Genomic DNA, 20,224 nt, shown 5'->3' on the forward strand with positions numbered 1-20,224 from the left:
CCAGTAATAATAAGGTTGCGGGCGCCATCTGACGCCCGCAAAAAATCTCGTTATGCGTTAACCGGATCCAACCAGCCCCACTTGTCTTCCGTCTCGCCAGTGAACAGGCCAAAGAAGGCCTTCTGGATACGACCGGTGACCGGACCACGTTTACCTTCGCCAACCTGAATACCATCGACGCTGCGCACCGGGGTGATCTCCGCTGCAGTACCTGACATGAAGACTTCGTCTGCCAGATACAGCGATTCACGCGACAGAACCTGCTCACGCACTTCGATCCCCATGTCTTGCGCCAGCTTGATGATGGCGTCACGGGTGATGCCTGGCAGCGCCGAAGAGGTGAACGGTGGCGTGAACAGAACGCCATCTTTCACTTCGAACAAGTTTTCGCCAGCGCCTTCTGAAATATAGCCGTTGGTGTCGAGGGCGATACCTTCCTGATAGCCGTGACGGCGTGCTTCGCTACCCACCAGCAGAGAGGAGAGATAGTTACCACCGGCTTTCGCAGCGGTCGGCAAGGTGTTTGGTGCCACGCGGTTCCACGAAGAAACCATCGCATCGATGCCGTTTTCCAGCGCTTCAGCGCCCAGGTAAGCACCCCATGGGAAGGCGGCGATGATTACGTCGGTGGTGTAGCCATCTGGCGGGTTTACACCCAGGCCCACGTCACCCACAAAGGCCAGCGGACGGATATAAGCGCTTTTCAGTTTGTTCACGCGGATCACTTCGCGGCACGCTTCCATCAGTTCATCTACGCTGGCTTTGATCGGGAAACGGTAAATTTTGGCGGATTCATGCAGACGCTTCATGTGTTCACGATGACGGAACACCACTGGGCCTTTGTGTGAGTCGTAGCAACGTACGCCTTCAAACACAGAAGTACCGTAATGCAGTGCGTGAGACATTACGCTGACCTTGGCGTCTTCCCACTTAACCATCTCTCCATTGAACCAAATAAAGTCTGCTTTCTTTGTACTCATTGCTTTTTTCCTTTGGCGACTAAGCGCGGATTTGTTGTGTTGTCTGTTGTTGGATCTCGACGCAAGCGACATCCATAAGTTTGCTTAACTGCGAAGACAGTAAATCGACAGAGCGTTGGCTGGCAACGGTCATTTCGATATTAATGTTCTCGACATTGACCGCGGAGGCCATGTTCATCGCACACACCTGGAATCCACGGTGACGCACGACACGCAAAATGCGCTCCAATATTTCAGGGCGAAAGCGAGCTTCGATAGACAATTGATGCTGGTTCATGCGGTTTTCTCCATCATGTTTGCGTTGCTGGCACCCGGTGGTACCAATGGCCAGACGTTTTCATGCTCATCTATCGAAACATGCAGGAAGTAAGGACCTTCACTGTTCAGCAGAGCATCGAGGGCGGCGTCGACCTGATCTTTACGGCTAATGCGCTGGCCTGGAATATCAAAGGCGCTGGCCAGCGTGAGGAAATCGGGATTGTCGGTAAGAATGGTTTCGCTATAGCGTCCATCAAAAAACAGTTGCTGCCACTGGCGCACCATGCCCAGACGTTGGTTATCCAACAGCAGGATTTTTACGGGTAGTTTGCCGCGCTTGATGGTGCCCAACTCCTGAATATTCATCATGATCGAGCCATCGCCAGATACGCAGATCACCGTATCTTCAGGACGCGCCACTTGCGCACCGATCGCCGCTGGCAGGCCAAAGCCCATGGTGCCGAGGCCGCTGGAGGTGATGAAGTTTTCTGGTGCGGTGAAACTCATGTGCTGAGCGGCCCACATCTGATGCTGACCAACGTCAGTGGTCACCACCGCGCTATCCGCTTTGCGATCGGATAACTGCTTCAGCAGCAGCGGCGCGTAAATCGCTTCGCCTGGATGATCGTAGCGCCAGTCGAATTCAGTTTTCATCGCGCTCACTTCCGCGCGCCAGCCATCAATCTGCAGCGGCATGCTCAGCGCAGGCAGCACCTGATTCATGTCACCCTGCAAAGAGACGTGCGCACGGCGCAGTTTGTTCAGTTCGGCAGGATCGATATCGATATGGATGACGCTGGCATGCGGCGCGAAGGTATCCAGCTTGCCAGTGACGCGGTCGTCAAAACGTGCGCCCACTGCAATCAGCAAATCGCAGGATTGCACCGCGAGGTTAGCGGCTTTGGTACCGTGCATGCCCAGCATGCCGAGATAGAGATCGCTGCTGGCATCCGCACTACCGAGACCTTTCAAGGTGGAAACCATCGGAATACCGGTTTCCTGTGCCATGGCGCGCAGTGCGGGAACGGCTTGCGCCATGCCCACGCCGCCGCCGATATACAGCATCGGTTTGTGCGACTGTGCCATTAAGGCACGCGCTTCCGCGATATGCTGCGCCGAATAGCTCACTTCTTCTTCCACCGGCAGCAGGTGCGGCGTCAGTTCGCCATGGGCAATTTGGATGTCTTTCGGGATATCAACCAGTACCGGACCAGGGCGGCCGGACTGTGCAATAGCGAAGGCTTCGGCCATCACGGAAGGTAAATCATCAAGCGATTCAACGAGGAAACTGTGCTTGGTGCAGGCTAACGACAAACCGAGTACATCGATTTCCTGGAAGGCGTCGGTGCCGATAAAAGCGGAAGAGACCTGACCAGTGATCGCCACAACCGGGATGGAATCCATCATCGCATCCGCCAGGCCGGTAATCAGGTTGGTGGCGCCCGGACCCGAAGTAGCGATGCATACGCCAGTTTTGCCGGTTGCACGGGCATAACCAATTGCCGCCATCACCGCACCTTGCTCATGACGGCACAATAGGTGTTCCACGCCGCCATCGTAGAGCGCATCGTACACTGGCATGATTGCGCCGCCAGGATAACCAAACACTGTATCAACACCCTGCGCGCGTAAAGCCTGAACTACCCACTGTGCACCTGTCATGGTTATTCTCCTGTGTTCCTTGGGGAACAACAGAATTTTATGCTACTGCTCATAATCTGTTCCTCGCTGATTCGCTAATATTTTGTCTGGTTAAAAAAAAACCCCCGGACCTTTCGGTGCGGGGGTTTTTGGAATTCCAGACTTGATTTTTAAGCCTTTCTTTCTCCAAGCGATGCCCCGCACGGTGGGATAATAATCACCACCACGCTAATCACGACTAGGCTAATCACTTGTAGAAGGGCTTTCATGTGTTATTCGTTTTTTCGATTGTTCGAAGTAATACCTACAGAGTTACCATAGTTATCTGGCTCTTGACAATAATTTTCATTGGATTTTTTTATAATGACATTGGCGGCGGTTCGTTATCACATTGTATGTAAAAGGTTATTTACATAAGTGATGAATTTTCATTACGTCCGGAGGGCAACTTTTTTTCGACCATTGGGAACGGGATCTGAATTTCACTGAAAGAGTCGCAATCATGAGGGATTATGCGGAATCTTCCTCCGAAATCAGAGATCAGGGATTTGAGTGACTCAACACAGGCACCGATGATAAGGACAACAAGGAGCGGCTATGTCTTTATCAAAGGTTTTAACACGGGCTGCGTTAGGGGTTCAGGCTCCGCTCGTCACGGTAGAAGTGCATATCAGTAATGGCTTGCCTGCCCTGACATTAGTCGGTTTGCCCGAAACCACTGTGAAAGAGGCACGAGAACGGGTTCGCAGTGCGATCATCACTAGCGGTTTCACTTTCCCGGCCAAACGCGTCACCATTAATCTTGCCCCTGCCGATCTGCCTAAAGAAGGGGGGCGTTATGACCTACCCATTGCTATTGCGATTCTGGCAGCCTCTGAGCAGCTACCAGACGATAAACTGACGCAATATGAATTCCTGGGAGAGCTAGCCCTCAACGGCGCGCTCTGTGGCGTTCAGGCCGCCATTCCGGCAGCAATGGCGGCGCTGCAAGCAGGACGACAAATGGTACTCGCTGAGCAGAATCAACAGGATGTTGGTTTGATTCAGCAAGGTGAAACCTTGGTGGGCAATCATCTGGTGGATATCTGCGCCTTTCTTCATAACAAAACGACGCTCACCGTTGCCCGCTATCATCCTGAAGCCCTTGATCAGCAAACGCAGGACCTTAGCGATATCATTGGCCAGGATCAGGGCCGGCGTGCGCTGGAAATTACAGCTGCAGGTGGCCATAACCTATTACTGATTGGTCCGCCCGGTACGGGAAAAACCATGTTAGCGACACGTCTGCCCGGCATCATGCCCCCGTTAGACGACCAGGAAGCACTGGAGTGCGCCGCTATTGCCAGCCTGGTAAGTAGTGGCAACCTGCATCATCAATGGCGTAAACGGCCGTTCAGGGCCCCTCACCACAGTGCTTCTCTGTACGCACTGGTAGGGGGCGGTTCATTGCCGCGCCCGGGTGAAATCTCTTTGGCGCACAATGGCGTGTTATTCCTGGATGAGTTACCGGAGTTTGAACGCAAAACGCTGGATGCATTGCGTGAGCCAATAGAATCGGGCGAGATTTCTATTTCGCGCACCCGCGCCAAAGTGACCTATCCTGCGCGCTTTCAATTAGTGGGAGCCATGAATCCTAGCCCCACGGGCCATTATCAGGGCAACCACAATCGTTGTACGCCCCAACAGGTTTTACGTTACCTCAGCCGTCTATCAGGACCTTTTCTTGACCGCTTTGATTTGTCGCTGGAAGTACCGCTCCTGCCCAGCGGTACCCTGAGTAAGAAACAGCAAGTTAGCGAAAGCAGTGCTGAAGTGCTAAGCCGTGTTATAGCTGCCCGTAAGATTCAGACGGCGCGCAGTGGCAAAATAAACGCACAACTTTCAAACCCTGAGATTTTACGTTGGTGTTCGCTGAGGCAGGAGGAAGCTGAATGGCTGGAAGGGGTGCTGAATTCGTTAGGACTTTCAGTACGCGCCTGGCAGCGGATTTTAAAAGTGGCGAGAACAATTGCTGACTTAGCGGGTGAAGAACAGATTACGCGGAGCCATCTGCAGGAAGCGGTGGGATATCGTAGTATTGACCGTTTAATGATCTATTTGCACAAGAGCCTGGAATAAAAAACGGGGCTTATATAAGCCCCGTTTTTTTAATCATCACTATCGCTGAAATCTTCCACCGTATCCATCTGTGGCTTACCACCAGACAGCGTGTGGAAACGCTTAGGACGCTTGATACGCGCAGTGTATTTTGACCATACACGCTCAGCTTCCGTTTGCGGCTCACGAAGACCACGACATACTTCTAAAAAAGAACGCTCTTCTTCTGTAGTGGGTTCACGCTTTGCGAGATCCAATTCATTGAAGGCGTAACCGTGGCGCTCCAGAAGCTGGGCTTCTTTAATGGTGAAATCACCATGGCGCGAAAAACCACGTGGGTAATGTTTGTTATCAAAGAAACGATTTGTTGTTGCGAAGCTATCCGCCATTTTACACGCTCCTGACTCTCATATGGCCGTGCTATTTATGGCGCGGAGTATTAGATAGGCTTGACAGAGTGTAAAACAAAACATTTAAATCAGTACGACAAACAATTTTTGGGAGAATGGTGTGGATACGGAATTACTGAAAACTTTCCTCGAAGTGAGCAGAACGCGCCATTTCGGGCGTGCTGCTGAAGCGCTCTACCTCACGCAATCAGCCGTTAGTTTCCGCATTCGTCAGTTGGAGAATCAACTGGGTGTTAACCTCTTTACTCGCCATCGTAATAACATCCGGTTGACCTCAGCAGGCGAGCGTTTATTACCCTATGCCGAAAGCTTGATGAGTACCTGGTTGATGGCCAAGAAGGAAGTTTCACATACCCAACAGCACCATGAGCTTTCTATAGGAGGTAGCGCATCCCTTTGGGAAGCCTACTTAACTCCTTGGTTACAAACGCTTTATGAGAATAGAGAAAGTCTTCATCTTGAGGCAAGAATTGCCCAGCGACACCTGCTGGTTAAGCAATTACATGAACGCCAACTGGATCTGTTGATTACCACTGAAGCACCAAAAATGGACGAGTTAACCAGTCAGCAGATTGGTCATATCTCGCTCGCATTATTCCGCGCGCGCAAAACGGAGAAGCGTGAAAAGTATGATTACATTAAACTGGAATGGGGAGCAGATTTCCATCAGCATGAAAGTTATCTATCCAGTGATGATGTGCCCGTATTAACCACTACATCAGCGCATGTGACGCGTGAATTACTGCATACCACCGGTGCCTGTGCATTTTTACCTGATTTCTGGCACGGGATTTATAGTGATTTGATGGTTATTCCAGATACACCTGTCGCTGTGCGACCTTTATATGCGGTGTGGCTGCAGAATAGCGATCAACAAACTCACATTCGCCAGTTACTTAAATATCCGGTACTGACACACTAATAGAGTAAATGAGCAAGTTTGAGTGGATCACAGTGAAACTCAAACTCTTTTCACTGCTAAATTTTGGACAAAAAAAATCCTTTGCCGAAGCAAAGGATTATTTTCTGGCAGGGGCGGAGGGACTCGAACCCCCAACACCCGGTTTTGGAGACCGGTGCTCTACCAATTGAACTACGCCCCTAATTAGGGTGGCGGAACGGACGGGGCTCGAACCCGCGACCCCCTGCGTGACAGGCAGGTATTCTAACCAACTGAACTACCGCTCCACCGATTCTGTACTGATATCAGAAAATCGTTCTGATTTCAGGTGTTTCGCCCTTTCCGCGTCACCGGGAAGGTCACGACCCGTTAACGGGTCTTAAATTGATGCCTGGCAGTTCCCTACTCTCGCATGGGGAGACCCCACACTACCATCGGCGCTACGGCGTTTCACTTCTGAGTTCGGCATGGGGTCAGGTGGGACCACCGCGCTAAAGCCGCCAGGCAAATTCTGTTTCGTTCTGTCCTGTGTCTTTTACGCTGCTGCTGCGTTGGCCGCTCTCGCGCTACTCCGTCACATACCCTCGTATGCTCCCTCGTAGCGTCTCGTTTGCCGCCTTGCTTCAGCGCAAAATCCTTCGGACTTAACTCCGCAGGACAAAACTGAATTCTTTATCCGGTAAAACAAGCTGAAAATCTCTGGTCTCTCTCACCAAAACGCCTCTGGCGTTGTAAGGTTAAGCCTCACGGGTCATTAGTACCGGTTAGCTCAACGCATCGCTGCGCTTACACACCCGGCCTATCAACGTCGTAGTCTTCAACGTCCCTTCAGGACTCTCAAGGAGTCAGGGAGAACTCATCTCGGGGCAAGTTTCGTGCTTAGATGCTTTCAGCACTTATCTTTTCCGCACTTAGCTACCGGGCAGTGCCATTGGCATGACAACCCGAACACCAGTGGTGCGTTCACTCCGGTCCTCTCGTACTAGGAGCAACCCCCCTCAATTCTCCAGCGCCCACGGCAGATAGGGACCGAACTGTCTCACGACGTTCTAAACCCAGCTCGCGTACCACTTTAAACGGCGAACAGCCGTACCCTTGGGACCTACTTCAGCCCCAGGATGTGATGAGCCGACATCGAGGTGCCAAACACCGCCGTCGATATGAACTCTTGGGCGGTATCAGCCTGTTATCCCCGGAGTACCTTTTATCCGTTGAGCGATGGCCCTTCCATTCAGAACCACCGGATCACTATGACCTGCTTTCGCACCTGCTCGAGCCGTCACTCTCGCAGTCAAGCTGGCTTATGCCATTGCACTAACCTCCTGATGTCCGACCAGGATTAGCCAACCTTCGTGCTCCTCCGTTACTCTTTGGGAGGAGACCGCCCCAGTCAAACTACCCACCAGACACTGTCCGCAGCCCGGATTACGGGCCTACGTTAGAACATCAAACATTAAAGGGTGGTATTTCAAGGTTGGCTCCACGCAGACTGGCGTCCACGCTTCAAAGCCTCCCACCTATCCTACACATCAAGGCTCAATGTTCAGTGTCAAGCTATAGTAAAGGTTCACGGGGTCTTTCCGTCTTGCCGCGGGTACACTGCATCTTCACAGCGATTTCAATTTCACTGAGTCTCGGGTGGAGACAGCCTGGCCATCATTACGCCATTCGTGCAGGTCGGAACTTACCCGACAAGGAATTTCGCTACCTTAGGACCGTTATAGTTACGGCCGCCGTTTACCGGGGCTTCGATCAAGAGCTTCTCCTTACGGATAACCCCATCAATTAACCTTCCGGCACCGGGCAGGCGTCACACCGTATACGTCCACTTTCGTGTTTGCACAGTGCTGTGTTTTTAATAAACAGTTGCAGCCAGCTGGTATCTTCGACTGGCTTCAGCTCCGGGAGCAAGTCCCTTCACCTACGCGCCAGCGTGCCTTCTCCCGAAGTTACGGCACCATTTTGCCTAGTTCCTTCACCCGAGTTCTCTCAAGCGCCTTGGTATTCTCTACCTGACCACCTGTGTCGGTTTGGGGTACGATTTCGTGTTACCTGGAGCTTAGAGGCTTTTCCTGGAAGCAGGGCATCAGTTACTTCACCACCGTGGTGGCTCGTCGTCACGCCTCAGCCTTAAGACACCCCGGATTTACCAAAGGTGTCAGCCTACACGCTTAAACCGGGACAACCGTCGCCCGGATAACCTAGCCTTCTCCGTCCCCCCTTCGCAGTAACACCAAGTGCAGGAATATTAACCTGCTTCCCATCGACTACGCTTTTCAGCCTCGCCTTAGGGGTCGACTCACCCTGCTCCGATTAACGTTGAACAGGAACCCTTGGTCTTCCGGCGAGCGGGCTTTTCACCCGCTTTATCGTTACTTATGTCAGCATTCGCACTTCTGATACCTCCAGCAACCCTCACAGGCCACCTTCAACGGCTTACAGAACGCTCCCCTACCCAACAACACATACGCGTCGCTGCCGCAGCTTCGGTGCATGGTTTAGCCCCGTTACATCTTCCGCGCAGGCCGACTCGACCAGTGAGCTATTACGCTTTCTTTAAATGATGGCTGCTTCTAAGCCAACATCCTGGCTGTCTGTGCCTTCCCACATCGTTTCCCACTTAACCATGACTTTGGGACCTTAGCTGGCGGTCTGGGTTGTTTCCCTCTTCACGACGGACGTTAGCACCCGCCGTGTGTCTCCCGTGATAACATTCCTCGGTATTCGCAGTTTGCATCGGGTTGGTAAGCCGGGATGGCCCCCTAGCCGAAACAGTGCTCTACCCCCGAGGATGAGTTCACGAGGCGCTACCTAAATAGCTTTCGGGGAGAACCAGCTATCTCCCGGTTTGATTGGCCTTTCACCCCCAGCCACAAGTCATCCGCTAATTTTTCAACATTAGTCGGTTCGGTCCTCCAGTTAGTGTTACCCAACCTTCAACCTGCCCATGGCTAGATCACCGGGTTTCGGGTCTATACCCTGCAACTTAACGCCCAGTTAAGACTCGGTTTCCCTGCGGCTCCCCTATACGGTTAACCTTGCTACAGAATATAAGTCGCTGACCCATTATACAAAAGGTACGCAGTCACCCCATAAAGAGGCTCCCACTGCTTGTACGTACACGGTTTCAGGTTCTGTTTCACTCCCCTCGCCGGGGTTCTTTTCGCCTTTCCCTCACGGTACTGGTTCACTATCGGTCAGTCAGGAGTATTTAGCCTTGGAGGATGGTCCCCCCATATTCAGACAGGATACCACGTGTCCCGCCCTACTCTTCGAACTCACAACCTGTGCACTTTCGTGTACGGGACTATCACCCGGTGTCGTGCGACTTTCCAGACGCTTCCACTAATGCACAAACTGATTCAGGTTCTGGGCTGCTCCCCGTTCGCTCGCCGCTACTGGGGGAATCTCGGTTGATTTCTTTTCCTCCGGGTACTTAGATGTTTCAGTTCCCCGGGTTCGCCTCGCAACACTATGTATTCATGTTGCGATGATGCACTGGGTGCACCGGGTTTCCCCATTCGGACATCGTCGGCTGTAGCGGTTCATATCACCTTACCGACGCTTTACGCAGATTAGCACGTCCTTCATCGCCTCTGACTGCCAGGGCATCCACCGTGTACGCTTAGTCGCTTAACCTCACAACCCACAGGCGTTTTGCAACGCTTGGGACTGCAGGCATTGAGAGACTCGAACATGTTGTTATTCATTTCTTATTACGGAGAAATGAACCAACACGTCGTTTCAATTTTCAGCTTGTTCCGGATTGTTAAAGAGCATAATACTTCGCAGCACACCGTTTCCGGTTTGCTCTGAAGTATTGTTTTGAGTCACTGTAATGGTGGAGCTAAGCGGGATCGAACCGCTGACCTCCTGCGTGCAAGGCAGGCGCTCTCCCAGCTGAGCTATAGCCCCATACAGTTACTGCAGAGACCATCTACTACCACTCAACCGAGTACATTTCCTGAGAAATGCAATTCGTGCTCAGGCAAGGCATGTTTCCGCGAAGCATAGTGAACTATGCGAGCCGGAGACATAACGCAGCGTGAGTGCGAATTTGGTAGGCCTGAGTGGACTTGAACCACCGACCTCACCCTTATCAGGGGTGCGCTCTAACCACCTGAGCTACAAGCCTGTAGAGGTTTTTTCTGCTCGTTACTTTCTATCAGACAATCTGTGTGAGCACTTCGCGGGAAGGTATCTTCAGGTAAGGAGGTGATCCAACCGCAGGTTCCCCTACGGTTACCTTGTTACGACTTCACCCCAGTCATGAATCACAAAGTGGTAAGCGCCCTCCCGAAGGTTAAGCTACCTACTTCTTTTGCAACCCACTCCCATGGTGTGACGGGCGGTGTGTACAAGGCCCGGGAACGTATTCACCGTAGCATTCTGATCTACGATTACTAGCGATTCCGACTTCACGGAGTCGAGTTGCAGACTCCGATCCGGACTACGACGCACTTTATGAGGTCCGCTTGCTCTCGCGAGGTCGCTTCTCTTTGTATGCGCCATTGTAGCACGTGTGTAGCCCTACTCGTAAGGGCCATGATGACTTGACGTCATCCCCACCTTCCTCCAGTTTATCACTGGCAGTCTCCTTTGAGTTCCCGGCATTACCCGCTGGCAACAAAGGATAAGGGTTGCGCTCGTTGCGGGACTTAACCCAACATTTCACAACACGAGCTGACGACAGCCATGCAGCACCTGTCTCACGGTTCCCGAAGGCACCAAGGCATCTCTGCCAAGTTCCGTGGATGTCAAGAGTAGGTAAGGTTCTTCGCGTTGCATCGAATTAAACCACATGCTCCACCGCTTGTGCGGGCCCCCGTCAATTCATTTGAGTTTTAACCTTGCGGCCGTACTCCCCAGGCGGTCGACTTAACGCGTTAGCTCCGGAAGCCACTCCTCAAGGGAACAACCTCCAAGTCGACATCGTTTACGGCGTGGACTACCAGGGTATCTAATCCTGTTTGCTCCCCACGCTTTCGCACCTGAGCGTCAGTCTTTGTCCAGGGGGCCGCCTTCGCCACCGGTATTCCTCCAGATCTCTACGCATTTCACCGCTACACCTGGAATTCTACCCCCCTCTACAAGACTCTAGCCTGCCAGTTTCGAATGCAGTTCCCAGGTTAAGCCCGGGGATTTCACATCCGACTTGACAGACCGCCTGCGTGCGCTTTACGCCCAGTAATTCCGATTAACGCTTGCACCCTCCGTATTACCGCGGCTGCTGGCACGGAGTTAGCCGGTGCTTCTTCTGCGGGTAACGTCAATCGGTGAGGTTATTAACCTCACCGCCTTCCTCCCCGCTGAAAGTACTTTACAACCCGAAGGCCTTCTTCATACACGCGGCATGGCTGCATCAGGCTTGCGCCCATTGTGCAATATTCCCCACTGCTGCCTCCCGTAGGAGTCTGGACCGTGTCTCAGTTCCAGTGTGGCTGGTCATCCTCTCAGACCAGCTAGGGATCGTCGCCTAGGTGAGCCATTACCCCACCTACTAGCTAATCCCATCTGGGCACATCCGATGGTGTGAGGCCCGAAGGTCCCCCACTTTGGTCTTGCGACGTTATGCGGTATTAGCTACCGTTTCCAGTAGTTATCCCCCTCCATCGGGCAGTTTCCCAGACATTACTCACCCGTCCGCCACTCGTCACCCGAGAGCAAGCTCTCTGTGCTACCGTCCGACTTGCATGTGTTAGGCCTGCCGCCAGCGTTCAATCTGAGCCATGATCAAACTCTTCAATTTAAGTTTGATTTGCTGCAACAAGTGCAGCGATGCTCATCTGTAAAACGTCATAATGAATTTCATTATGTGTTCACTCGTGAGACTTGATATTTTGTTGCGTCCGGAGACGCTGATATCAATCCTGCGAGTGCCCACACAGATTGTCTGATAAATTGTTAAAGAGCAGTGCCGCTATTTCTCTAGCGGCGCGGGATGCGTATATTACGCTTTCCGCATTTTCAGTCAAGCATTTATTTTTGCTTTTCTGAAGGTTGCCTTGAAGACCACCTCCTGAACACTTCGCTTCGTAAGCCGTTGTTCCGTGTCAGTGGAGGCGCAGTATAGGGATTTCTTCAGAGCTGACAAGCGCTAATTTCAAATTAATTTCCGAGTGCTGATTTTTTCGGCGAAACGCGATTAAACTGCTAATTTTTCCAGCAACGGGAAGCCATAACGCTGCAGAATTGGTGATAATTTCGTCACTTCCGCATCCATACGCGTGCAGAACGCTAAATTCTGCCCGGATGAAACGGCATGCGGCGCTTCATGCTCTAATAACCAGACGGTACGACGCGCAATGGCGGCCCCCGAATCCACTAGCCGCGTTCCTTCTGGAAGCACCAATTGCAGCTCATCACGCAATAAAGGGAAATGCGTACATCCCAACACCACGGTATCCGGCGGCTCTTTCATACGTAGCCAGGGTTGCACAGCGCGGCGTACATCAGCGAGCTCAACATCTTCGCCATGCAGCTTCGCTTCTGCTAATTCCACCAGCTCAGCAGAACCGAGCATTTCAATTTTGCAATCGCGGGCAAACTGCGTCACTAACTCATGCGTATAAGGACGCTTTACCGTGCCACGCGTGGCCAGCAATCCCACCACGCCGTTACGCGTCAGACGTGCTGCCGGTTTGATCGCAGGCACCACGCCCACAACCGGAAATTCGAAGCGTTCACGCAGAGCCGGCAAAGAAATGGTGCTGGCAGAGTTACAGGCAATGATCACCAGCGCTAACGGAAAACGCTGCGTAATAGCCGTCACCACAGCCACCACACGCTCGACAATAAAGTCTTCGGATTTTTCGCCGTACGGAAAACCTTCATTATCGAAGGCGTAGAGATAGTGAAGATCCGGCAGTAGATGCCGGACCTCATCATAAACGGAAAGCCCACCCACGCCGGAGTCAAACACCAGCACAGTGGGGCGGAGATCAGAAGCTGTAGCTGGCGCTGAGGTAGTACTCCGTTCCTGGAGTTGGATAGCCATACACTGTCTCGTAGTTTTTATCGAACAGGTTGGCAATTCTACCACGAACGGTGAGCTGTGATGTGACCGGATACGAAACTGCCAGATCCCATAAACTTACACCGCCCAATTTAACGCGCTGCGCAGTATAGGAGTGGTTGTAGTCGGTATCGTAACGATCGCCGAGATAGTGATAAGTCACAGACCAGTCAAAATTATAGAGCGTCCAGTCGAGCTGATATTTAACCTGCTGCTTAGCACGGCGCGCCAGCTGCTGGTTGGTTTCGGCATCACGCGCATCAACATAATCATATGAAAGCTGATGACTCAGCGGACCCGTATCAAATGAAGCCGTTGCCTCAACACCTTTAATACGCGCTTTATTAATATTGTAATAAACGTAGGTACTGGGATCGCTATCAATCAGATTATCGATATCGTTGCGGTAACCCGATACGCGCCAGTTCACTGGGCCGGTTAGACCTTCAAAGCCACCTTCCCACTGTTTGCTCTCTTCCGGCTTAAGATCGCTGTTGCCATAAGATCCATACAACTGGCCAAGACGCGGTGCTTTGTAGGCTGTGGCATAGTTAGCAAAGACACTGTAGCCCTCAACAAACTCCCAGGAAGCGCCACTCTGCCAGGTGCTGTGCCAGCCAAACTGACTATTATCATCACCACGTACCGCGCCTTCTACAGTGACGCTGCCAAACTGCTGCTGAGCCGTCGCATAAATGCCCGTATCGCGCTGTTCAGTGCTGTTGGTGACATACGCCGTTCCCGGCTCAGTCGTCTGTTTCTGCCAATCCACCCCACCGCTGACCGTACCTGTGCCAACCTGGAAGGTGTTGCCCCATTGCAGGTTGTACTGCTTGCTGTCATCAAGTGTGGTCGCCGGGCCATAGCGGCCGGAACGCGGGTCGTAGTTAAAATCTTTAGTTCGGCTATAGCTGGCAATCAGCTGAGTTGAATAGATGTCATGGTTGTAACGCAGGCCGGTGTCCCAGGTCTGGCTATAGAGCTGGCGGGTATCATCCAGTCCCAGGATATTGAAGCTGCTGTCATAGCTATAAGTACCGTCGTAAGCCGTGCGATTATCAAAACCGTAGCCGCGCACGAAACCGCTCAACTCATCGCTAAACTGGTGCTCCAGTGAGCCATAGAGCGATTTACTCATAAAGCCATCGCGATCTTTCTGCGCGGGATCGCCATACACGTCAGGCAGGTTAGCCACCACATCGTAGCCTCTGGTATAGGTATAATTACCCGCCATTGTCAGCTTAGTGGCATCACCGATCTGCTGCTGCGTCGAACCTTCATAACTCTGATAGCCTTTAGAGCCTACGCCCGCGGTCAGGGTGGTACCGGGTTTTGCGCGGCCGGTAATAATGTTAACCACTCCGCCAATCGCATCCGAGCCATATACCGCCGAGCGCGCACCGCGCACATACTCAATGCGCTGCACCAGCGAAAGAGGAATTTGACTGAGATCGGATGAACCCGAAACACCAGCCTGATTAAGACGAATACCGTCAATCAGCACCAGCACATGGCTTGAGTTAGTTCCGCGAATAAACAGAGAGCTGGATTGGCCCAGCCCACCGTTCTGCGCAATATCCACGCCCGGCAAACGGCGCATCACATCGGTGAGACTTTTTGACTGCCAGCGATCGATATCTTCGCGGGTAACAACGGTGGTGGGCGCCAGCACCGAAGAGACCGGCTGCGCGAAGCGGTTGGCGGTAACGATTTGCGTATCATCATTCTGCTGGGCGTAGCCAAATTGGGCCCAGAGAGACAACGCCGTTGCACTAAAGGCAAACAGCGAAGCGGGTGTTTTTTTCATTGTTATAGCATCCAAAAGACGAAGCAGGATGCCGCATGACTACAACCAATAGCACGCGATGGTCGTATGTATTGCGACGTCACACCGGCAGGTCTTCGGGCTGAGAATCATAAATGGTGAAAAACTTCCCATCCGGCAGGACAGTGTTTGTAAGTGCCATCACCACGACATTCTTTACCGCTGCGCGTCAGCTCCAGATTCACACTGGATTCCCTTTTAACTCAAGGAGGCCGGCAGGCGCAGTCTAAGGCCAGGAAGGCCGGAAATCCAGACTTCCAGCCATCGTGTGTTGCGCAGGGCTGGACATCATCAGTTGAATGCCTACAATCGCCCGGCAAGCCAGCTTATTACCAGGATTAAAGATGACACCCGAACAGCTTCCGATTGAACAATACGACGCGCAACTGGCGGAAAAAGTCAGCCGCTTACAGGCGATGATGGTGCCCTTTGCCGCGCCCGACGTGGAGGTGTTCCGCTCACCGGTCAGCCACTATCGTATGCGCGCCGAATTCCGCATCTGGCATGACGGGGACGATCTCTACCACATCATCTTTGATCAGGAGACCAAACAACGTATCCGCGTCGATCGCTTCCCGGCCGCCAGTGAATTGATCAACCAGCTAATGCCGAGATTGATGGATGCGATCCGCGATAACCGCGCGCTGCGTTTTAAGCTGTTCCAGATCGATTACCTCTCGACCATGAGCAACCAAATCGTTATCTCACTGCTCTATCACCGCAAGCTGGAAGAAGAGTGGACGCTCGCCGCCAGCGCCCTGCGCGATAGCCTGCGTGCCGAAGGTTTTGATGTGCAGCTGATTGGCCGCGCCACCAAAACTAAAATCTGTCTCGATCGCGATTTCGTCGATGAACGCTTGCCGGTAGCGGGCAAAGAGATGATTTATCGTCAGGTGGAAAACAGCTTCACCCAGCCTAACGCAGCGATGAATATTCAGATGCTGGAGTGGGCGCTGGACGTGACGCAGAATTCGCGCGGCGATCTGCTGGAACTTTATTGCGGTAATGGCAACTTCTCGCTGGCGCTGGCGCGTAACTTCCGCCGCGTACTGGCTACGGAGATTGCCAAGCCGTCAGTAGTGTCCGCGCAATACAACATTGCCGCCAACCAGATTGATAACGTGCAAATTATTCGCATGGCAGCGGAAGAGTTCACTCAGGCGATGAACGGCGTGCGCAGTTTCAATCGTTTAGAAGGCATCGATCTGAAGAGTTATCAGTGTGAAACCATCTTCGTCGATCCACCACGCAGCGGGCTGGATGCGGAAACCGTGAAGATGGTGCAGGCGTATCCGCGCATCCTTTATATCTCCTGCAATCCACAAACGCTATGCGATAACCTTGCGGTGCTGGCAGAAACCCATGATGTCACGCGCCTCGCGCTGTTCGATCAGTTCCCGTATACCCATCACATGGAGTGCGGCGTGCTGCTGACGCTGAAAGCCTGATTGGCAAATAAAGAGTGGGTCGCCATGAACGGCGCCCCTACAAAACCGGTGCGCCATGCGTCAGTTTTGTAGGGTGCGCATTCATGCGTACCGAAAGGCTTAGTTTCTGTTTTTGCGGCGAAAACGCATGGCAATCCAGAACACCAGCGCCACCATCAGAATGGTCGGGATAAAGTTGGAGCCGATATCCGGATATTCAGCCCGCACCAGCGCGCTATACACCAGAATACCTAACAGGAAGAATGCCGCCGCCAGCGAAGGCATGCCTTCTGGCATATTGCGGTTGAGATAACGTTGATGCAGACACCAGGCGGCAAGGCCAAGCGCGATCAACGGAAAAATCGAAAAGGGAACAAACGTACTGAACAGCACCGAAAAGGAGCCGTTGATAGCTAAACCGGTGATAAAAGCCAACAAAAGCGTCCCTTTATCGCGAGGGTTTTGCTCAATCATTTCTTTATCCTTATCACATTACTCTTCGGGTTTTTCCAGGGTAACCGACAGGCGCTCTTGCTCCCGGCGATACCAGTAATACGCACCTTTGGCGATCATACGCAGCTGCAGCACCAGGCGATCTTCAAGCTTGCGTCGCAGCTCAATATCGACATCTAACGCTTCAGCACCCGCACTAAACACAATCGTCACCATGGCTTCAGCCTGCGCCTCGGTGAAACTGCGCGGCATACGATTTTCCAGCTCAAGATAATCGGCCAGTTCGGCGATAAAGTGTTGAATCTCACGCGCCACCGCAGCACGAAACGCCGCCGAGGTTCCGGAGCGCTCGCGTAGTAAGAGCCGAAAAGCGTTGGGATTGTTCCCGATGAACTCCATAAAAGTTGCCACCGACGTTTTAATGATGCTGCCGCCTTTGGCAATGCGCTGGCGCGCCTGCCGCATGAGCTGACGCAGCATCAAGCCGCTTTCGTCCACCATGGTCAAGCCAAGTTCATCCACATCGCGGAAGTGGCGATAAAACGAGGTCGGCGCGATCCCGGCTTCACGTGCAACTTCACGCAAACTCAGGCTGGCAAAACTCCTTTCTGCACTTAACTGACTGAAGGCAGCTTCAATCAGTGAACGTCGTGTACGTTCTTTTTGTTGCGCTCTGACGCCCATTTTCCCGGCCTTGTCGATGATTTGGCAGGCACTATAACAAACTTTTCAGCGTACAGCGGTGCAAACTTTGTGAATGGCTGTGAACCTCACGCTTTGTCAAACTTCAGCAATTTACGCTGTTAGAATTCAGATGTGCGCGGCGAGATGTTAGAATCTCGTTGTAAAAATGTGATAAAAAAATAGGACGTACTGGTATGCAAAAGTCTTACGATTACGATGCCATTGTGATTGGCTCCGGTCCGGGCGGCGAAGGTGCGGCGATGGGGCTGGTGAAGCAGGGAGCGCGTATTGCAGTGATCGAACGCTACCACAACATCGGCGGCGGTTGTACTCACTGGGGAACCATCCCTTCCAAAGCCTTGCGCCACGCTGTTAGCCGTATTATCGAGTTCAATCAAAACCCTCTTTACAGCGATCACACTCGACTCCTGCGCTCCTCATTCGCCGACATTCTGAACCACACCGAGAACGTTATCAGCCAGCAAACCGCAATGCGTCAGGGTTTTTATGAGCGCAACCGCTGTGAACTGTATCAGGGCGATGCGCGTTTTGTTGATGCCAACACCATCGAAGTGGAACAGCCAGACGGCACGCGCGAGCGCCTAACCGCAGAGAAATTTGTGATTGCCTGTGGTTCTCGCCCGTATCATCCAACGGATGTCGATTTTACCCACCCGCGCGTTTACGATTCCGATTCCATCCTCAACCTGCACCATGAACCTGGCCACGTCATCATCTACGGCGCCGGCGTGATTGGTTGTGAATATGCGTCGATTTTCCGCGGCCTGAACGTCAAGGTTGACCTGATCAACACCCGCGATCGCCTGCTGGCGTTCCTCGATCAGGAGATGTCCGATTCGCTCTCCTATCACTTCTGGAACAGCGGCGTGGTGATTCGTCACAACGAAGAGTTCGAGAAAATTGAAGGCGTTGATGATGGCGTGATCATTCACCTGAAATCAGGCAAGAAAGTGAAAGCGGATTGCCTGCTGTATGCCAACGGCCGAACGGGTAACACTGATTCACTGGCGCTGGAAAACGTAGGACTGGAAGCGGATGGTCGTGGCCTGCTGAAAGTAAATAGCATGTACCAAACCGCGCAGCCGCACATCTATGCGGTCGGCGACGTGATTGGCTATCCAAGCCTGGCATCCGCCGCATACGATCAGGGCCGCATTGCCGCACAGGCGATCATCAAAGGTGAAGCCACCGCACATCTGATCGAGGATATTCCAACCGGGATTTATACCATTCCGGAGATCAGCTCAGTGGGTAAAACCGAACAGCAGCTTACTGCGATGAAAGTGCCGTATGAAGTGGGTCGTGCGCAGTTTAAACATCTGGCGCGTGCGCAAATTGTTGGCATGCACGTCGGCAGCCTGAAGATTTTGTTCCACCGCGAAACCAAAGAGATTTTAGGCATTCACTGCTTTGGTGAGCGTGCTGCGGAGATCATCCACATTGGTCAGGCCATCATGGAACAGAAGAACGGTGGCAATACGATTGAGTACTTCGTGAATACCACCTTCAACTATCCCACCATGGCCGAAGCCTATCGCGTGGCGGCGTTAAACGGCTTAAACCGCCTGTTTTAACGTGGCATCCAGGTAACCCTGCATGTGGGTTTTAATTGCTTCTGCCAACTGCTCATAGCGGTTGCGCAGAGGCGATCCCGGACGGTAAACCAACGCGATAGTGCGCTGCGGCACCGGCTTATAACACGGCAGATAGCAAACACCATCACGCACGCGCTCATTCGGCACGGCCAGCGAAGGCAGCAAGGTGATGCCGCTTCCAGCCGCAACCATATTACGCAGCGTTTCCAGACTGGTGGCGCGGAAATGCGTATCTTCATCCGCTCCAGCTTCAAAGCAGAAACCCATCGCCTGGTCGCGCAAGCAGTGGCCATCTTCCAGCATCAGCAATTTTTCACCGGCCAGATCCGACATCGGCACGCGATCGCGATCGCGCCATGGATGATCGGCGTAAACCGCCAGCGTCATAGGCTCATCAAACAGCGGCACCTCAATAAAGGCCTCGCTCTCTTTCACCAGCGCCAGAATGGCACAATCCAGCTTGCCGCTGTCGAGCTGTGCCAGCAGTTGCTGCGTCTGCGCTTCGTGCAGATACATTTCGAGTTTAGGGAAGGTCTGATGCAGCATCGGAATGATGTGCGGCAGCAGATAGGGCCCGGTGGTTGGGATCAAACCAATGTGCAGTGGTCCAGACATCGCTTCGCCCTGCTGGCTCGCCATCTCTTTAAGCACTTTGACTTCACGCAGCACGGTTCGCGCCTGATCCACCAGCAGCAGACCCGCCTGGGTAAATAACACCTTACGACTGGTACGCTCCAGTAGCATCACACCAAGTTCATCTTCAAGCTTACGAATCTGTCCACTTAAGGTGGGTTGGCTGACATGACAAGCATCAGCTGCACGCCGGAAATGGCGATGCTCCGCAAGTGAAACCAGATATTCAAGATCACGAATATTCATGCAAATCCTCCAAACCACGATAGCCCGTGGCGATAGAT

Annotated in this window: 14 protein-coding genes, 4 tRNA genes, 3 rRNA genes and 1 riboswitch; of the genes, 4 read left to right on the plus strand and 17 right to left on the minus strand. The window is 52.7% G+C overall.

Annotated features, from left to right (window positions below):
• Positions 1 to 50: 50 nt before the first annotated feature.
• The 4 genes from AC07WB_RS18700 to ilvL all read right to left on the minus strand — a co-directional run bounded on the left by AC07WB_RS18700 (position 51) and on the right by ilvL (position 3,148).
• Positions 51 to 980, minus strand: a complete 930-nt coding sequence (locus AC07WB_RS18700) for a branched-chain amino acid transaminase (protein ID WP_097095674.1) — start codon at positions 978 to 980, stop codon at positions 51 to 53.
• A gap of 19 nt (positions 981 to 999) precedes the next feature.
• Entirely contained in the window at positions 1,000 to 1,257 is a 258-nt protein-coding gene (ilvM, locus tag AC07WB_RS18705) for an acetolactate synthase 2 small subunit (RefSeq protein ID WP_097095673.1), read from the minus strand.
• On the minus strand, positions 1,254 to 2,900 hold the full coding sequence (gene ilvG / locus AC07WB_RS18710) for an acetolactate synthase 2 catalytic subunit (protein ID WP_097095672.1): 1,647 nt from the start codon (positions 2,898 to 2,900) through the stop codon (positions 1,254 to 1,256). The genes ilvM and ilvG overlap by 4 nt, the downstream gene beginning before the upstream one ends.
• Before the next feature lie 149 nt (positions 2,901 to 3,049).
• A complete protein-coding gene (ilvL, locus tag AC07WB_RS18715) occupies positions 3,050 to 3,148 on the minus strand; it encodes an ilv operon leader peptide (RefSeq protein WP_071531048.1) in 99 nt (32 codons plus the stop codon).
• Between the two features lie 328 nt (positions 3,149 to 3,476).
• Between ilvL and AC07WB_RS18720 the strand changes: the two genes are divergently transcribed.
• Entirely contained in the window at positions 3,477 to 4,997 is a 1,521-nt protein-coding gene (locus AC07WB_RS18720; protein ID WP_345827792.1) for a YifB family Mg chelatase-like AAA ATPase, read from the plus strand.
• A 29-nt stretch (positions 4,998 to 5,026) separates the two neighbouring features.
• Here AC07WB_RS18720 and AC07WB_RS18725 read toward each other — a convergent pair whose 3' ends face one another.
• Positions 5,027 to 5,365, minus strand: coding sequence for a MaoP family protein (locus AC07WB_RS18725; RefSeq protein WP_007888811.1), 339 nt, complete (start codon positions 5,363 to 5,365; stop codon positions 5,027 to 5,029).
• A 121-nt stretch (positions 5,366 to 5,486) separates the two neighbouring features.
• Here AC07WB_RS18725 and hdfR point away from each other — a divergent pair, with 121 nt between their 5' ends.
• The gene (hdfR, locus tag AC07WB_RS18730) at positions 5,487 to 6,308 is read left to right on the plus strand and encodes an HTH-type transcriptional regulator HdfR (RefSeq protein WP_494940995.1); all 822 of its coding nucleotides are present in this window, start codon (positions 5,487 to 5,489) and stop codon (positions 6,306 to 6,308) included.
• 105 nt (positions 6,309 to 6,413) lie between these two features.
• Here hdfR and AC07WB_RS18735 read toward each other — a convergent pair.
• The 9 genes from AC07WB_RS18735 to btuB all read right to left on the minus strand — a co-directional run bounded on the left by AC07WB_RS18735 (position 6,414) and on the right by btuB (position 15,109).
• Positions 6,414 to 6,489, minus strand: a tRNA-Trp gene (locus tag AC07WB_RS18735).
• An 8-nt stretch (positions 6,490 to 6,497) separates the two neighbouring features.
• Positions 6,498 to 6,574 (minus strand) — tRNA-Asp (locus tag AC07WB_RS18740).
• Between the two features lie 102 nt (positions 6,575 to 6,676).
• Positions 6,677 to 6,792: ribosomal RNA gene (gene rrf, locus AC07WB_RS18745) — 5S ribosomal RNA — on the minus strand.
• 228 nt (positions 6,793 to 7,020) lie between these two features.
• Positions 7,021 to 9,926, minus strand: a 23S ribosomal RNA gene (locus AC07WB_RS18750).
• 200 nt (positions 9,927 to 10,126) lie between these two features.
• Positions 10,127 to 10,202: transfer RNA gene (locus AC07WB_RS18755), tRNA-Ala, on the minus strand.
• Between the two features lie 143 nt (positions 10,203 to 10,345).
• Positions 10,346 to 10,422, minus strand: a tRNA-Ile gene (locus tag AC07WB_RS18760).
• Positions 10,423 to 10,495: 73 nt separating this feature from the next.
• Positions 10,496 to 12,036 (minus strand): 16S ribosomal RNA (locus AC07WB_RS18765).
• The 16S, 23S and 5S rRNA genes sit together here with 4 tRNA genes alongside, the layout of an rRNA operon.
• Before the next feature lie 396 nt (positions 12,037 to 12,432).
• Entirely contained in the window at positions 12,433 to 13,284 is an 852-nt protein-coding gene (murI, locus tag AC07WB_RS18770; RefSeq protein ID WP_097095669.1) for a glutamate racemase, read from the minus strand.
• Positions 13,229 to 15,109 carry a TonB-dependent vitamin B12 receptor BtuB gene (gene btuB, locus AC07WB_RS18775; protein WP_494940996.1) on the minus strand — a complete coding sequence of 627 codons (1,881 nt, stop codon included), beginning with the start codon at positions 15,107 to 15,109 and terminating at the stop codon, positions 13,229 to 13,231. Before btuB ends, murI begins: the two co-directional genes overlap by 56 nt.
• Before the next feature lie 68 nt (positions 15,110 to 15,177).
• A riboswitch (cobalamin riboswitch) is annotated at positions 15,178 to 15,359 on the minus strand.
• A gap of 112 nt (positions 15,360 to 15,471) precedes the next feature.
• Between btuB and trmA the strand changes: the two genes are divergently transcribed.
• Positions 15,472 to 16,575 (plus strand): tRNA (uridine(54)-C5)-methyltransferase TrmA, encoded by a 1,104-nt coding sequence (gene trmA, locus AC07WB_RS18780; protein WP_494940997.1) that lies wholly within the window; start codon positions 15,472 to 15,474, stop codon positions 16,573 to 16,575.
• Positions 16,576 to 16,674: 99 nt separating this feature from the next.
• Here the strand turns inward: trmA and AC07WB_RS18785 are convergent, their stop codons facing one another.
• Both AC07WB_RS18785 and fabR read right to left on the minus strand, forming a co-directional pair.
• The gene (locus tag AC07WB_RS18785; RefSeq protein ID WP_097095666.1) at positions 16,675 to 17,028 is read right to left on the minus strand and encodes a YijD family membrane protein; all 354 of its coding nucleotides are present in this window, start codon (positions 17,026 to 17,028) and stop codon (positions 16,675 to 16,677) included.
• Positions 17,029 to 17,046: 18 nt separating this feature from the next.
• Positions 17,047 to 17,691 carry an HTH-type transcriptional repressor FabR gene (fabR, locus tag AC07WB_RS18790; RefSeq protein WP_097095665.1) on the minus strand — a complete coding sequence of 215 codons (645 nt, stop codon included), beginning with the start codon at positions 17,689 to 17,691 and terminating at the stop codon, positions 17,047 to 17,049.
• 194 nt (positions 17,692 to 17,885) lie between these two features.
• On the opposite strand from fabR, the gene sthA reads away from it, so the two are divergent.
• Entirely contained in the window at positions 17,886 to 19,286 is a 1,401-nt protein-coding gene (gene sthA, locus AC07WB_RS18795; RefSeq protein WP_007885417.1) for a Si-specific NAD(P)(+) transhydrogenase, read from the plus strand.
• On the opposite strand, the gene oxyR is transcribed toward sthA, so the two are convergent.
• A complete protein-coding gene (gene oxyR / locus AC07WB_RS18800; protein ID WP_494940998.1) occupies positions 19,269 to 20,186 on the minus strand; it encodes a DNA-binding transcriptional regulator OxyR in 918 nt (305 codons plus the stop codon). The genes sthA and oxyR overlap by 18 nt on opposite strands.
• Between the last annotated feature and the right edge of the window lie 38 nt (positions 20,187 to 20,224).

The organism is Pantoea sp. GW821-FHT03E06 (genome assembly GCF_059420725.1).